14 protein-coding genes and 1 pseudogene are annotated in these 15,035 nt (G+C 58.1%); 12 read left to right on the plus strand and 3 right to left on the minus strand.

The window, feature by feature from the left end; all coding sequences use genetic code 11:
* Positions 1 to 809 precede the first annotated feature (809 nt).
* From G560_RS0116140 to G560_RS21105, 3 genes are all read right to left on the minus strand, one after another.
* Positions 810 to 1,262, minus strand: coding sequence for a nucleoside deaminase (locus G560_RS0116140; protein WP_022705333.1), 453 nt, complete (start codon positions 1,260 to 1,262; stop codon positions 810 to 812).
* A 334-nt stretch (positions 1,263 to 1,596) separates the two neighbouring features.
* Entirely contained in the window at positions 1,597 to 2,364 is a 768-nt protein-coding gene (locus G560_RS20055) for a transposase (RefSeq protein ID WP_231575926.1), read from the minus strand.
* 538 nt (positions 2,365 to 2,902) lie between these two features.
* On the minus strand, positions 2,903 to 3,046 hold the full coding sequence (locus tag G560_RS21105) for a hypothetical protein (RefSeq protein ID WP_156205660.1): 144 nt from the start codon (positions 3,044 to 3,046) through the stop codon (positions 2,903 to 2,905).
* A 201-nt stretch (positions 3,047 to 3,247) separates the two neighbouring features.
* On the opposite strand from G560_RS21105, the pseudogene G560_RS21795 reads away from it, so the two are divergent.
* From G560_RS21795 to dtd, 12 genes and pseudogenes are all read left to right on the plus strand, one after another.
* A pseudogene (locus G560_RS21795) lies at positions 3,248 to 3,746 on the plus strand (IS1 family transposase); the annotation flags it as partial.
* 125 nt (positions 3,747 to 3,871) lie between these two features.
* Positions 3,872 to 5,038 carry a pseudouridine synthase gene (locus G560_RS20785; RefSeq protein ID WP_081647685.1) on the plus strand — a complete coding sequence of 389 codons (1,167 nt, stop codon included), beginning with the start codon at positions 3,872 to 3,874 and terminating at the stop codon, positions 5,036 to 5,038.
* A gap of 219 nt (positions 5,039 to 5,257) precedes the next feature.
* Positions 5,258 to 6,133, plus strand: coding sequence for a 5-bromo-4-chloroindolyl phosphate hydrolysis family protein (locus tag G560_RS0116160; protein WP_028914186.1), 876 nt, complete (start codon positions 5,258 to 5,260; stop codon positions 6,131 to 6,133).
* A gap of 69 nt (positions 6,134 to 6,202) precedes the next feature.
* Positions 6,203 to 6,502, plus strand: coding sequence for a hypothetical protein (locus G560_RS0116165; protein WP_022705337.1), 300 nt, complete (start codon positions 6,203 to 6,205; stop codon positions 6,500 to 6,502).
* On the plus strand, positions 6,503 to 7,372 hold the full coding sequence (locus G560_RS20410; protein ID WP_155947343.1) for a hypothetical protein: 870 nt from the start codon (positions 6,503 to 6,505) through the stop codon (positions 7,370 to 7,372).
* Between the two features lie 18 nt (positions 7,373 to 7,390).
* A complete protein-coding gene (locus G560_RS0116175) occupies positions 7,391 to 8,575 on the plus strand; it encodes a toxic anion resistance protein (RefSeq protein WP_022705339.1) in 1,185 nt (394 codons plus the stop codon).
* Positions 8,576 to 8,595: 20 nt separating this feature from the next.
* Positions 8,596 to 9,570 carry a DUF2927 domain-containing protein gene (locus G560_RS0116180; RefSeq protein ID WP_022705340.1) on the plus strand — a complete coding sequence of 325 codons (975 nt, stop codon included), beginning with the start codon at positions 8,596 to 8,598 and terminating at the stop codon, positions 9,568 to 9,570.
* Positions 9,571 to 9,581: 11 nt separating this feature from the next.
* A complete protein-coding gene (locus tag G560_RS0116185) occupies positions 9,582 to 10,694 on the plus strand; it encodes an SPFH domain-containing protein (RefSeq protein WP_022705341.1) in 1,113 nt (370 codons plus the stop codon).
* A gap of 12 nt (positions 10,695 to 10,706) precedes the next feature.
* Complete coding sequence (locus tag G560_RS0116190) at positions 10,707 to 11,813, plus strand: TFIIB-type zinc ribbon-containing protein (protein ID WP_022705342.1); 1,107 nt, start codon at positions 10,707 to 10,709, stop codon at positions 11,811 to 11,813.
* A 382-nt stretch (positions 11,814 to 12,195) separates the two neighbouring features.
* A complete protein-coding gene (locus tag G560_RS0116200) occupies positions 12,196 to 13,152 on the plus strand; it encodes a phosphoribosylaminoimidazolesuccinocarboxamide synthase (RefSeq protein WP_022705344.1) in 957 nt (318 codons plus the stop codon).
* A gap of 71 nt (positions 13,153 to 13,223) precedes the next feature.
* Entirely contained in the window at positions 13,224 to 14,144 is a 921-nt protein-coding gene (locus G560_RS0116205; protein WP_022705345.1) for a carbohydrate kinase family protein, read from the plus strand.
* Complete coding sequence (dtd, locus tag G560_RS0116210; RefSeq protein WP_022705346.1) at positions 14,141 to 14,584, plus strand: D-aminoacyl-tRNA deacylase; 444 nt, start codon at positions 14,141 to 14,143, stop codon at positions 14,582 to 14,584. The genes G560_RS0116205 and dtd overlap by 4 nt, the downstream gene beginning before the upstream one ends.
* Positions 14,585 to 15,035: the final 451 nt, after the last annotated feature.

Genomic DNA, 15,035 nt, shown 5'->3' on the forward strand with positions numbered 1-15,035 from the left:
CATTGCGGCGGTGTAACCACAAGGGACACGGCTGGCCCCGCCGTTGCCGATTGTCGGCTATGTGACCAAGCAGCCGAGGGGTTACACCACCCCTCGGCTGCGACCGCGCCCTGACAGGAACCGTCTGCGCTTGGCACATTGACCGTGATCCAGCACGTCCGGCGCCAAACCGTCCTCACTGCCCATCATGCCCCCCTGATGCGGCCCGCTTTTGCGTGGTGCCCCTACTAGGGTCCGCAGCGCACAAGGCGTTTCTGGGTGACCATATCCCAAACTGGCATCCCTCGGCCTCACCACCCGCGGCACGACACCTGCCGATAGACCCGCTTTGCTTGATGGCATAACCCCGCTCTCCACTCATCCCCGATCTGTTTGGCACACCCCTATGGGCGCATGCCCTTGTTGCAAAGACGCCTCAAGGGATCGCGGATGGCGACATCCTGTTGCGACATTGCCCGAATGCAATTCAGCCAGCGTTGTATGAATTTGTGCCTCATGTTTACATGGCCCGCCCGTCGCGGCACAGGCCCAAGGGCGGCCTTGCTGATTGCCGCCCAAGCGCACGCCCGCACGCTTGGGTCCAGCTATCTAACCGTCGGCACCATCTCGAAAACAATGCAGTCCAAAGTTTCCATGCCAAGCAGGGACCATGCGAACATTACCCAAAACGCCCTGACCCCGCGCTACCGTCTGCGGCCGCAGGCTGCATCCGCACGCATTAAAATTTGGTTAACAAAAATGTGATTACGCATATTTTTCAACATATTGCAAGATTGACCGCGTGCGGTCAATCCACATAAACCCGCGCTTTAACGTCGCTTGCCAGCGAAAAAATTCCGCAAAACGGCGGCCGATTCCACCGCATCAATCCCGTCATAAACCTCGGGCACATGATGGCACTGGGGGTGCGAAAACACCCGCGCGCCCACCTCCACCCCACCCGATTTCGGGTCCGATGCCCCGTAATACAAACGCCCAATCCGCGCCCCCGAAATCGCGGCCGCACACATCGGGCACGGCTCCAACGTCACATATAAATCATACCCGCCCAACCGCTCGGACCCGATCAAACGACACGCCTCACGGATCACCAGAACCTCGGCATGAGCCGTCGGGTCACATAATTCCCTCACCTTGTTCCCAGCCCGTGCCACCACCCCGTCAGGCCCTACAACCACGGCCCCCACAGGCACCTCACCCCGCGCCCCCGCCGCCCGCGCCTCCTCTAACGCCACCGCCATATATGATGTAAATCCAACCATTCCTCAGCTTTGCCTCGCCCCCGCGAAAATTTCAAGGCGGTCGGTCAGTTTGAAATCAGAAAGTGATCCCTCACGCGAGGCAGCATTTGTCGGGATGCAAACTAGCCCTTATATTGACTGCATGACAGATAAACTCAAAAGACTCGGCGATGCCAACGCGCTGCTTGATCCCACAGTTTGATGGTGCGATCCTTTCGAAGGGATAGAGGGAAGCCTTACGGGGCAGGTTCGTCACACAAGCGCCACGTCCTGTGACCCAGAAGGCGCTTTGCAAAGCAAATCTTCCAAAAGGGCACGCTTGGCGTCAGACCAGCAGTACACAATTCACTGCCCGTCAGGACATCGTGCAGCAAGGTCCCGAGTATCCGTCTCGATCAACCCCGTTTTTCGCTCCACTTTCGTTGATCGCGCAGGAGTGCGTTTTCGAGGACAAACAGCTTTCGCAGTACCGCCGTGATGGCGACTTTTTCTCTTTCTCGGCCGCGATGAGTTGATCGTATTTTGCTTTCAGCTCCGCATTGAATCGGATTGTGACCAGCGCTGGCATGAAGACGGCATGTCCCAAATTTTGGCACCCGCCCAGAATCCGCGCCTTTCCTTGCCATTTCCCTGACCTTTGCGACATAGGGGCGCACCCGGCAAGGCTGTCGACCTGTTTGCTATCTAAGGTGCCTATTTCCGGCATTTCCACGAGCACTATGAGTGCTGTAGTTTCCCCAATCCTTGGAATGCTGGACATAACTTCCAGCCTTTCGCTCATGCGCTTGTCCTGGCGGGTCATCTCCAACATCGCAGCATCTATTTTAACGATATCAGATTCAGTCTGGCTTAGGTGCCTTTCTAGTTGCCGCTTTACGAGAGCAGGCGTCACCGTGGCGTTGCGGACCTTGGCCGCTGTTCGATCTTTGATTGGCGCCCGCCGCGCAGCCAGTACATCCCTCAGATCATACAGGTTTTCTGCGTTGCCTGCCTTTGGCATTAGTTGCAGGGCGGCACCCATCTTTGCCAACATCTCGCAATAAACACGATCTGTCTTTGCCAATTTTCCAGTGGCTTGGACAAATCTACGCGCCTGTTTTGGGTTCACTTTGATAAACGGCATACCGCTGGCACCAAGTGCCTGTTATAATTGCCGATGATACGGGCCGGTCGCTTCAAAAATGATGTGCGCTGTCGGTTGCGATCCAATCCAGCTGAAAAGCTCCGCAAACCCTCTCATTCCATTTAAAACTTGTATGTGTTGTCCATCCGCCAAGCGATGAACATCGAGTTCATCTTTGGATGATATCGATGCCAATGGTATCAATCATTTTTTTCTCACCTTGTCTTGTCATGCGGGTCCGAAGCCCAAGTATCCGTTCAGCTCATAAGAAAAGGCTGGGGCGACCTTACTCGGGAACGGTCAAATATGACCAAGAGGGCAATGACCAGACCCCACCACCACTGCCCGCCATGAATGACGTACAAGGCCGTGACGCCCTTTTGCCTCACGAGACACCAAAAGCCATAAGACAAGAGGGTGCGTTTTTCATATCGACATCGCCGAAGTTCAGAGGACGGAGCTCCGAGGAGCGCCAGACAAAAGCCCAGTCAATTATTTTCCAGACGATTGGCCTTACCTCTTTGTGGGCATTGACCGGTCAGCCAAGTTCGCAGTCACCCAACTCATGGACAAGGCAGAGCGTAAGACCGCGTGGGAGTTCCTCGAACATCTGCTTAAGACCGTCCCAGACCGCATTCCCGCAATCGGACATCGCATAGCCACGGCGAATGCCGTTCGACATGATCTGCGTGGCGATCGGGATTGAGCATCGCCTGACCAAGCCAAACTATCCGTTGACCAATGGCCCACCTCTCGGTGTTTGCTGGCAAACACCTGCCAGCCTACGGAACCACACGCTCATAGAAGCGATGGTGAAACGGTCCCCCTGCGGCAGCAATGATCCGCTACGCACGCACCTCACCGACGTCTTGGCCCCATATAACTGACGACTGACGGGCGTGGCTGCTCTTTAAAAGCAATCACTGATGCAGTCTCCGGCGATATAGAACGCCCCGCGGATCAAGCAATACGGCGACCTCACGGGCCCAAAAGGCCATGCGCGTAAGTATAGCCCTGACGAATGCACGTGCGCAAAGAAAGAGGCAATCTTTGGCGAGCCAGACATGGATCAGGTAGGCACCAACCATATTGAACGCCAAAACCTCACAATGCGGATGGGTATGCGCCACTTCACCCGCCTGACCAACGTTTTCGCAAAGAAGGCCGAGAACCACGCTGATGCGGTTTTCTTGCACTTCATGTACTACATCTTTTTCCGCTCTTACAAAACGCTGCGCAGGCCCCCAGCAATGGCGGCTTGCCTTGTGTCTCGCCCTTGAGAAGTGTCAGATATCGTCGCGCTGGTGGAAAAGGCAGAGACCGTAGCCGCCTCGGACGTTCGCGGCCCTTATAAGCTCCGCAAAAAAGATAGTTCAAACTGACCCATCCAAATTTCACTCTCCCCTTGCCCCTTCATCTTGGACCAAATACCTTACGGGGGTCCGGAGGTGTAAAACCCCCGGCGCTTAGCCACGTCGCGATGACGCCGCCCAGAAAGGCCAAACCCATGTCCGATACCCCAAACACACCCTCAGGCGACCGCATCGCCAAAGTTCTCTCCCGTGCTGGCGTGGCCTCGCGCCGCGAAGCCGAACGGATGATCGAACTTGGCCAAGTCACCGTCAACGGCAAGGTCATCACCAGCCCTGCGCTGAACGTCACCGACCGCGACCGCATCACCGTCGATGGCCACACCGTCGGCCAACCCGAAGCGGCGCGCCTGTGGCTTTACTACAAACCCGATGGCCTCGTGACCTCGAACAGCGACGAAAAGGGCCGCGACACGATCTTTGATCACCTCCCCGAAGATCTGCCCCGCGTCATGTCCATCGGCCGCCTCGATCTGAATTCCGAAGGTCTGCTGCTGCTGACCAATGACGGCGGCCTCAAACGCCAGCTTGAACTGCCCTCAACGGGCTGGTTGCGCAAATACCGCGTCCGCGTCAACGGCAACCCGACCGATCCCGATCTTGCTCCCTTGCGCAAAGGCATCACCGTTGAAGGTGAGCGTTTCCAACCAATGATCGTCGTCCTCGACCGTATCCAAGGCGCAAACGCTTGGCTGACCGTCGGCCTGCGCGAAGGCAAAAACCGCGAAATCCGCCGCGCCATGACCGCGATCAACCTAACCGTGAACCGCCTGATCCGCGTCAGCTATGGCCCGTTTCGCCTTGGCGACCTGACCCCGGGCGAAGTAACCGAGGTCAAAGGCCGCGTGCTGCGTGACCAGTTGGGCCAGCGCGAATTGCCCGAAGACGCCGTGGCCCCCGCGCCACGCACCAAAGGCGCTGGGGCCAAAGGTCCGCGTGTCGCACGCCCCGTCAAACCAGGCGCCAAACCGGCAGCAAAGCGTGGGCCAAACCTCGGCACCTCGTTGGATGATATGCCACGCGGCAAACCCATGCGCCGCACAGGCAATGGCAATGGCAATGGCAATGGCACTAGCAAACCAGATACTGCGGCCAAACCGGCCCCGAAATTCGCGCTTCGCGCCGCAGCCGCCGCAACAGAGCGCCCATCTGCGAAACCGGCCCTTAAACTGGGCGCGAAACCCAATACCAAATCTTGGGCCAAATCCGCGCCCAAACCCACGGCCAGCCGCAACGCAGCCCCTTCGGGCAAACGTGCGCCCACAGGCGCCAAACCGGCAAACCGCCGCCCAAAGGGGGAATAAACCCACGCATTCCCCGTATATCGCACTGGTATGCGGGGGGCGCGCTGCCTATAGTTAAGCGCAAAGGTGCCGATCGGCCTGTTCCCCGCCCGCAGGGGCAAACACAGGTGGATCACGCGCAAAACGGGGGTGCTGCATGTCGTCAAACAGTTTAAAAACAGTGTCCTTCGTGCTTTTGGTGGCGCTGACGTTTTACGTCGCAGGGTTGGGGTCGGTCTGATGGCACAACGGTTCGGCGGCAAATTCAGCCCTTCAGATGGCCCAACCAAAGACCCCCAACCCGCCCAGAACAGCTTTCAAACCAAACGCCCCACAAAGGCGGGGCTTCGCTCTAACCTTTTATTTTTTCTGCCGGTCCCCTTCATCTGGAACGCTTTTCAGGGCGATCCCATCACCCTGATCCTCGGGCTTGTCGGCGCGGGCCTGATGCTGCTGGGCGCATGGCTGACCCGCCAAGGCCTGTTCGCCCAAGAGGCATATGAGGCCCGCACCATCGCCCGCCGCCCCGCCCTGCCGCGCAAGGTGATCGGCGCCATTCTGATCGGCGCGGGCATCGGCTGCGGCGCGCTGATGTCAGGCCAAGGCACGATCATCGCAACCGTCCTATCCACAATTGCCGCTTTTCTGCACCTCGGCGCTTTCGGGTTCGACCCGATGGCCGATAAAGGCACGGAAGGCATTGATGCCTTTCAAACCGACCGCGTGGCCAAGGCAATCGACGTGGCCGAAGGCCATCTGACGGCCATGCGAGACGCCATTCTGCGCGCCCGCGACCGCCAGCTTGAAACCCGCGTCGATCGTTTTGCCAACACCGCCCGCCAGCTTTTCCGCACCGTCGAAGGCGACCCGCGCGACCTGACGGCGGCGCGCAAATATCTCGGCGTCTATTTGCAGGGTGCCCGCGATGCCACTGTGAAATTCGTCGACCTGTACGTCCAAAACCGCGACCCCAAAATCCGCACCGATTACGAGGCGCTGCTGATCGATCTGGAAACCAATTTCGCCAGCCGCACCACCGCCCTTTTGTCCGACAATCACACCGACCTGAATGTCGAAATCGAAGTCTTGCGCGAACGATTGAAGTTCGAGGCGTAATTCCTCCCTTTTTCCGCCGCATTCTTCGGCGAGAGATGTGAAAACACGCCACAACCTGGGGCTCTTCACATGCGTACACTGTCTCTTGGCTTCACGATTTTGGTGGTCGCCCTATTTGCCTTCGCCGTCCTGCTCTCGACCATATCGCCGGTTTTCGGCATGATCTTGTTCAGCTTCATGTCGATGGCCCTGATATTTTGGGGCTTAACCCGAAAGGTCTCCGCCTTCATTGCGCCCGAGCGCATGAAATTTGCGCAGGCCATGCAGCAATCCATGCAACACGGTCCCATCTCGGGTGGCTTGTTGCCCTTGCTCGCCTCATTCATGCTGATGATTTTAATCGTTATTGCCGCCTTTGGGGGTCTTTAAATGGCACATAATCGGTCCGACATCGCCCAGCGCATTTTACCGCAAAAGGGCTTATTTTCACATCGCTCCACCCCGTCCCAGCGGGGCGCGCGCGAACGGATGGGCCTGCAAATGGCATCGATGGCGGTGCTGTTGACTGGCGGCCTTTCCGATGTGACCTCTATCGCGATCAGTGTCGGGCTTTTTGGCATCTTCATCTCGGCGCTTTGGCTGCTGGGCGAGGGTCTTCGGGCCGAAGATGACTATAACGCCCGCCCCGCCGCCCGCGCGCCACGACTGCCGTTAAAAACACTGGCCGCCCTTTTGATGGGCCTTGCCGTTGGCCTGACCTATGCCACACGCGGCGGCAGTCTGTTTGAATCAGCGCTCGCAGCCATTCTTGCAGCAGGCTTGCAAGGTCTTGCCTTTGGTCTGGACCCGCGCCAAGACAAGGATGATCTGGTGTCAGCCGCAAGCGCCGATCGCGTCGATGGGTTTGCCGCCAAGGTCGAGGCTGATCTGGCCACCATCCGCTCCACCTTGCTGCCGTTGAACGACCCCGACATCGACCAAGGTGTCTGTCTGGTCGAAACACAGGCGCTTGCCTTGCTCGACGGACTTGCGCTCTATCCAGCGGGCATTGCCACCTGCCAAAGGCACCTGACGGTTTATTTGCACGCGATCTGCGACACGGCACAACGCTTTGCACTGCTACAGACGCAGCGCCATGATCCCGCGCGGCACTCGGCATTTATTGGCTTTTTGTCCAAGGTTGCGCAGTCCTACAAGGAAAAGGCCGACTCTATTCGATTGAGAAACAATGTCGCTTTGGATATATCTATTGATGTATTGCAAGCTGCTCTCGCAACGGGGGCGACCAGAAACCAGTAAAAATGTGATGAGGGCCAAATGACCGACACGATCCAGCAAAAAGCCGCCGCCGCCTTGGCAGAGATTGAGAAAGTCACCGCCGTTGTCCTGCCCGAACCGGGGCGTGAGCTGATCACGCTCGAGGCCGCCCCGCCTGCCCATGCCGCCGAAATTCAAAAACGCATGGCCGAAATTGATATGGGCAATACCCAGTCGATCATTTCTTTCGGGTCGTCGGCGCAGGCCGAATTGCAGGTCATCAGTCAGGAAATGCTGGCCGATGTGAAGAATAAGGATGTGGGGCCAGCGGGTGACAGCCTGCGCAACATGGTCAGCACCATTCGCGGGTTTTCGGTGTCTGAACTTGATGTACGCCGTCAGCGGACATGGTGGGAAAAACTGCTGGGCCGCGCCGCCCCCTTTGCCAATTTTGTGGCCAAGTTTGAAAACGTCCAAGGCCAGATCGACAAGATCACCGAAACCCTTTTGGGCCATGAACATACGCTGCTTAAAGACGTCAAATCCTTGGATGTTCTTTATGATAAAACCCTGACCTTCTATGAGGAACTCGCGCTCTATATCGCCGCTGGCGAGGCAAAGCTGAAGGATCTGGATGCGACCGATATTCCGGCCAAAGAGGCCGAAGTCAAAGCTGCGCCAGAGGAAAAGCAAGTGATGAAAGCGCAGGAACTCCGCGATGTGCGCGCCGCCCGCGATGATCTGGAACGCCGCGTGCATGACCTGAAACTGACCCGTCAGGTCACGATGCAATCCTTGCCCTCGATCCGTTTGGTGCAGGAAAACGACAAAAGTCTGGTGACGAAAATCAACTCGACCCTGATGAACACCGTGCCTTTGTGGGAAACCCAGTTGGCCCAAGCCGTGACCATTCAGCGGTCGCGAGAGGCCGCCGAAAGCATCCGTTCGGCCAATGACCTGACGAATGAGCTGCTGACCTCAAACGCCGAAAACCTGCAACAAACCAACCGCATCGTGCGCACCGAAATGGAACGCGGCGTGTTTGATATCGAAGCGGTGAAAAAGGCCAACGCGACCCTGATCGCCACGATCAACGAAAGCCTTGCGATTGCCGATGAAGGCAAAGCCAAACGTGCCGCGGCCGAAGTAGAGCTGGTCAAGATGGAACATGATCTGCGCGACACGCTGGCCTCGGCCCGCGCCCGCAAGGACGGTTTGGGCGAAACGGTGGGTGTAAAAGCCTGATTCAAATCGAGGAAAGTACCGTGAAGCGCCCTTTGCAAACCACAGTCAAAGCCTTGAAAGGGGCGGCGTCCATCGCCGCCTCTGCCGCCTTTCTGGCGGGCTGTGCCTTGCCCAATCAGGCCGTCACGGGCCGTGCAGCCCTTCCGCCCCAACCCCGCATTGAACAACCCGCAGCCCAAACGCCCCCTTCGGCGGCAAGCGAAGCCCTGCGCGCCTATTACGCAGGCGTCCAAGCCGAACTTTTATCCCAAGGCCTGATGCGTACGGATACGGGTGCCAAAGATGCCCCCTTTGGCGCCCGCATGCTCGCCAATAACTTCATCCGCATCGCGTTCTTTGATGAATTCGACAGCTCCTCGGGCACCCTTGTCGCGCGCGCCACCGAAAAAACCCTGCGCCGCTGGGATAAACCCGTGCGCGTCGGCCTCGCCTTTGGCCCGTCGGTCCCCAAGGCCCGCCACCCGATCGAACGCGCCCGCGTTGCCTCCTACCTCGCGCGTCTCTCCCGCCTCACGGGGCATTCCATCAAACTGGCCGACACAGGCATCAACTTTCACCTGCAAATCCTGAACACGGATGAGATCAAGGCCATCGCCCCCACCGTCCGCCGCGCCGACCCCACGATAGGCGAGGCCGAACTGCGCTCGATCATCGATATGCCCGCCTCGACCTACTGCCAGGTTACCTATTCCATCGACGACAGCACCAACCTGATCGAACGCGCCTTTGCCGTGATCCGCGCCGAACACCCCGACCTGTTGCACCTCTCCTGCCTGCACGAAGAAATCACCCAAGGCCTCGGCCTGCCCAATGACAGCCCCGCCGCGCGCCCCTCGATCTTTAACGACGATCAGGAATTCGCCCTTCTCACCCCGATGGATGAGATGATGCTGAAAATGCTGTACGATCCCCGCCTGTCCCCCGGCATGACCGCAGCACAGGCCCGCCCCATCATCGACCAACTCGCCGAGGCCCTTGTGGGCGGCGACAGTTAAGGAGTCTGCACATGGTTTTCGACTTTCTCAAAGGCCAATTCATCGACGTTATCCACTGGACCGATGACACCCGCGACACGATGGTCTGGCGCTTTGAACGCCAAGGGCACGAAATCAAATACGGCGCAAAGCTGACGGTCCGCGAAGGCCAAGCGGCGGTGTTCGTGCATGAAGGGCAGATGGCCGATGTGTTCGGCCCCGGCCTTTATATGTTGGAAACCAACAACATGCCGATCATGACGGCGCTGCAGCATTGGGACCACATGTTCCAATCGCCTTTTAAATCCGAGATTTATTTCATCAACACCACCCGTTTCAACGACCTGAAATGGGGCACCAAAAACCCGATCATGACCCGCGACCCCGAATTCGGCCCCGTCCGCATCCGCGCCTTTGGCACCTATTCCATGCGCGTGACCGACCCCGCCAAATTCATGACCGAAATCGTCGGCACCGACGGCGAATTCACCGCCGATGAAATCAGCTTCCAAATCCGCAATGTGATCTTGCAGGAAATGAGCCGCGCTTTGGCCGCGTCCAAAATCCCTGTGCTGGATATGGCCGCGAATAGCGCCGATCTGGGCAAACTGGTCGCCACCGCAATCAACCCGCAAATCGCAGACTACGGCCTGTCGCTGCCCGAACTCTACATTGAAAATATCTCCCTACCCGAAGAGGTGGAAAAGGCGCTGGATAAGCGCACCTCGATGGGCATTGTCGGCGATCTGAACCGCTATATGCAGTTCAACGCCGCCGAAGGCATGGCGCAACCCGGCTCGGCTATGGGCGCTGCAATGGGTGCCGGCATGGGCGCAGGTCTGGGCATGGGCATGGCGCAAAACATGGCCGCAGCCCAAGCAGGCCCATGGGGCGCGGCACCCGCCGCCGCCGCCCAAACACCTCCCGCCCCACCCCCGCCCGAAAAGCTGTGGCACACAGCCACCGCAGGCACCACAAACGGCCCGTTTTCGCGCAGCCACCTTGGCCGTATGATCACCGATGGCCAGTTCACCCGCGAAACGCTGGTTTGGACCGCGGGCCAAGATGGTTGGAAACCCGCAGGCGAAATTGCCGAACTGGCGCAACTGTTTACCGTCGCCCCGCCCCCACCTCCGGGGGCCTAAGCGGGAACCGGCATGACCCAAGCCACCGATCACCGCTGGCCCTGCGATCAATGCGGGGCCGACCTGCGCTTTGCACCGGGCCAAACGGAATTGGTCTGCGATCATTGCGGCAATGTGCAGCAAATCCCGCAAGCGGCCCAAGCCAGCCTTGTCACCGCCTTGGGCGAAATCGACCTTGGGCGCGGCTTGCGTGATGACCTGCCACACTCCGCGATGGAAGAACCGCAAACCACGCCATGTTCGAATTGTGGGGCTTTGGTTGAATTTGCGGGGGCACAGCATGCCGCCCAATGTCCGTTTTGTGCAACCCCCGTGGTCATCGGCACCGGCACCAACCGCCAGATAAAACCCCAAGGCCTCTTGCCGTTCCAGCTGGATGAACGCACCGCCCGCGCGGCGATGGCACAATGGCTGGGCCGCTTGTGGTTTGCCCCGAACGGGCTGGTCGAATACGCCCGCAAGGGGCGCGCGCTCTCGGGCATCTATGTGCCCTATTGGACCTTTGACGCACAAACCCAATCCGCCTATTCCGGCCAACGCGGCACCTACTATTACGAGACGCAGACCGTCACGGTGATGGTGGACGGCAAGCGCCAGCAACGCCAGGAACAGGTCCGCAAAACCCGCTGGCAATCGGTGTCTGGCCGCGTCGCACGCTTCTTTGACGACGTGCTGGTGCTGGCGTCCCAAAGCCTGCCGCGCAGCTATACCGAAGGGTTAGAGCCGTGGGATCTGAACGCGCTGCAACCCTACCGCCCCGATTATCTGGCAGGCTTTGTGGCCGAGGGTTATACCGTGGGTCTGGCCGCTGGCAATGCCGATGCGCATGAGAAAATGGCCCAAGTGATCGCCCGCGATGTGCGCCGTGATATCGGCGGCGATGAACAGCGCATAAGCCAAATCAGCACGGATCATCGGGATGAGACGTTCAAGCATATCCTGCTGCCGATCTGGATGGCCGCCTATAAATACAACGGCAAAACCTTTCGTTTTGTGGTCAACGGCCAAACTGGCAAGGTCCAAGGCGAACGCCCCTATTCCGCATGGAAAATCGCCTTTGCGGTGATAGGCCTGTCCCTGTTGGCTGGCGTGGTGCTGTATTTGGGCCAAACCCAATAGACCAAACGCACCAGCGGCCCCGCGCTCGGGGGGCATCGAGCCCCCTCTCGCACGGCTTGGGCTGCGGCTTTCGGGGTTGACCATAACCTTGCTAGCAGGGCCTTGGCACGATGGACTTTAGACCTGCCGTCCTGCTTTCTATCAGGTCCAAATATCCATCCGCCATCTGCCGCCCATGCCCAAGACCCGTTATTTACGCACCAGTTTTTGCCCCGCGACACCTGCGGCAAAGATTGATATTTCCTTAACAAAAATACCAAAATTATTATAAATCAATATCTTGCACAAATGTTCGCACGCGGACATCCTGCGGGCATTTCACGCCATAGATTGACTCTCGCCCCACCCCGCCTAAAAGGACGCCAACCGATAGGAGGCCCAGATGACCGACCTGACCCGCACCCTCGATCACGCCCATATCCCCGAGCTTCCGAACCCCTATTTCGGCAAGGTCCGCGATTGCTATGACCTGCCCGATAATCGCCGGATCCTGATTTCTTCGGACCGGATTTCGGCCTTTGACCGCATCCTCGCGGTGATCCCTTTCAAAGGGCAGGTCCTGACCCAAACGGCGCGATTCTGGTTCGATCATACCGCCGATATTTGCCCCAATCACGTGCTGTCCTATCCGGATTCGAACGTTGTGATCGGGAAAAAACTGACCATCCTTCCTGTTGAAATCGTCGTGCGCGGCTATCTTGCAGGCACGACCGGAACCTCTATCCTGACCCTTTACAAAAAGGGCCAGCGAATGATGTATGGCCACACCCTCCCCGATGGACTGCGCGATAATCAGGTCCTGGCGGCGCCGATCATCACGCCAACGTCAAAAGCCTTCGATGGGGGCCATGATGAACCCCTCACCGTTGCTGAAATCGTGGCCCAAAACCTCCTCACCCAATCCCAATGGGACCAAGTTTCGGCCATAGCCCTTGCCCTTTTTGCCCGTGGTCAGGAAATGGCAGCCAAACGGGGCCTGATACTTGTCGACACAAAATACGAATTTGGCACAGATACCGCTGGCAACATTTTTCTCGCCGATGAAATCCATACGCCCGACAGTTCACGCTATTGGCTGGCTGACGGCTTTCAAGAGGCCCTGACAAACGGCACCCGCCCCCCATCTTTTGACAAGGACGTAATCCGTGCTTGGGTCGCCACTCGTTGTGACCCCTACGGTGATACCATCCCCGAAATCCCCGCCGAAATGATCGCAGCCACGGCCCAAACCTATATTAGCGCTTATGAGGCCATCACAGGCCAATCCTTTGTTCCCGACACCTCTGGCGCCACACCGCTGGATCGGGTGCGCGCGAATCTTGCACCCTATTTTTCCTGACATGCAAAGCTGTTTGCGCTAACGCCAACCCAAAGCTATACTGCTGCAAATTTTCAAACAGGACTTCCCAGATGATCCTTTGTTGTGGCGAAGCCTTGATCGACATGCTGCCGCGCCGTACACTGGCCGATGAACCCGCTTTCACCCCTTGCGCTGGCGGGGCGGTATTCAACACAGCAATTGCCCTTGGGCGGCTTGGTGTGAAAACCAGCTTTTTCTCGGGCTTGTCCACCGATCTGTTTGGCGAGATTCTGGCTGATACATTGGCCGCATCAAATGTAGAGACAAACTTTGCCGCACGGTCCAACCGCCCCACAACCCTGGCCTTTGTAAAGCTGGTGAACGGACAAGCGACCTATGCGTTTTACGATGAAAACACCGCTGGGCGATTGCTGACGGTCCAAGACCTCCCTCCGCTGCCCAACCACATCACTACACTGTTTTTTGGCGGCATCTCACTGGTCAATGACCCAGCAGCCTCAGCCTATGCAGCGCTGCAATCGCGTGAGGCGGGGGGGCGCGTGACCATGATTGACCCGAACATCCGCCCCAGTTTCATCACCGATCAGGCCAGCTACCGCGCGCGCATGAACGCAATGCTGACCCATGCCGACATCATCAAAATCAGTGATGAGGATCTGCACTGGCTGGAAGGCGCTGGCGATCTGGAAGCTCTTGCGCGCAGGCTTTTAGCACGCGGCCCCAAGCTGGTTTTCCTGACCGAAGGAGCAAGCGGCGCGCGGGCGATCACGGCCACGCAAAACCGCTTTGTCGCAGGGCAAAAGGTCACTGTTGCCGACACTGTTGGCGCAGGTGACACGTTTAACGCAGGCGCCTTGGCCGCATTGCAGGCGGCAGATGCTTTGTCCAAAACCGCCCTTGCATCCTTGTCCGATGAAATCCTTGATGCGGCTCTTGCGCTGGGAAACCGAGCGGCTGCAATTACTGTGTCGCGGGCAGGCGCAAACCCACCTTGGGCGCATGAGCTGTGAGGGCCCTGCTGCAACGGGTCCATCACGCATCGGTCGTGGTGGATGGCAAAAAGATTGGCGACATAGGCCCCGGCCTGCTGATCCTGATCTGTGCCATGCAAGGCGACACCACGGCCACGGCAGACCAACTGGCCGCCAAAATCGCCAAGCTGCGGATTTTCAAGGATGATTCTGGCAAAATGAACCTGTCCCTGAAAGACAGTGGTGGCAGTGCCTTGATCGTCAGCCAGTTCACCCTTGCCGCTGACACGTCACGCGGCAACCGACCCGGCTTTTCACCTGCCGCCAGCCAAGAACACGGGCGGCGCTTGTACGAATACTTCATCCAAGCCGTGATCGCGCTAGGCATCACAACCGCCACTGGTGAATTTGGCGCCGACATGGATGTGAGCCTAACCAACGCAGGCCCAGTCACGATCTGGCTCGACACGAACGCCTAGCCGACGGCTTTCTTTTCGGCAAGAACCCGCGGCCTTCAGCATCAAACGCGACAAGCTGGGCCTGAGTGGTGGTTAGGACGCTACAACCACAAAAATTTGCGGCAATCTGTTCCAGTTGGGACGAAGTGTCAGCTTGATCTTTTTTTGGTTGCCGTCTGTGCCGCCGGAGATGTTGAACATTTCATGGAGCGGCGTGGCTGGCAGAACCATATCCTCTCATGCACCTATCGGAGCGCGTAAACATCAATCTTTCAGATGGCCGAACATAATGTTGATCTGTTAACTGGCGCGCAAGTCGGCATGCGCGAAAAGACTGTTACGGCTGTTTATTTCCACTTAGAAGTGACCCAGTGGGTGTGCGGACAAAAACTTGGACTGTTTTCACGGCATTAGGCCGAGGCTTTTACGTATTCGATTGGGCTTCGACCACCAAGGGACATCTTGATGCGTG

The sequence above is a fragment of the Pseudorhodobacter ferrugineus DSM 5888 genome, from assembly GCF_000420745.1.
Classification (GTDB): Bacteria; Pseudomonadota; Alphaproteobacteria; order Rhodobacterales; family Rhodobacteraceae; genus Pseudorhodobacter; species Pseudorhodobacter ferrugineus.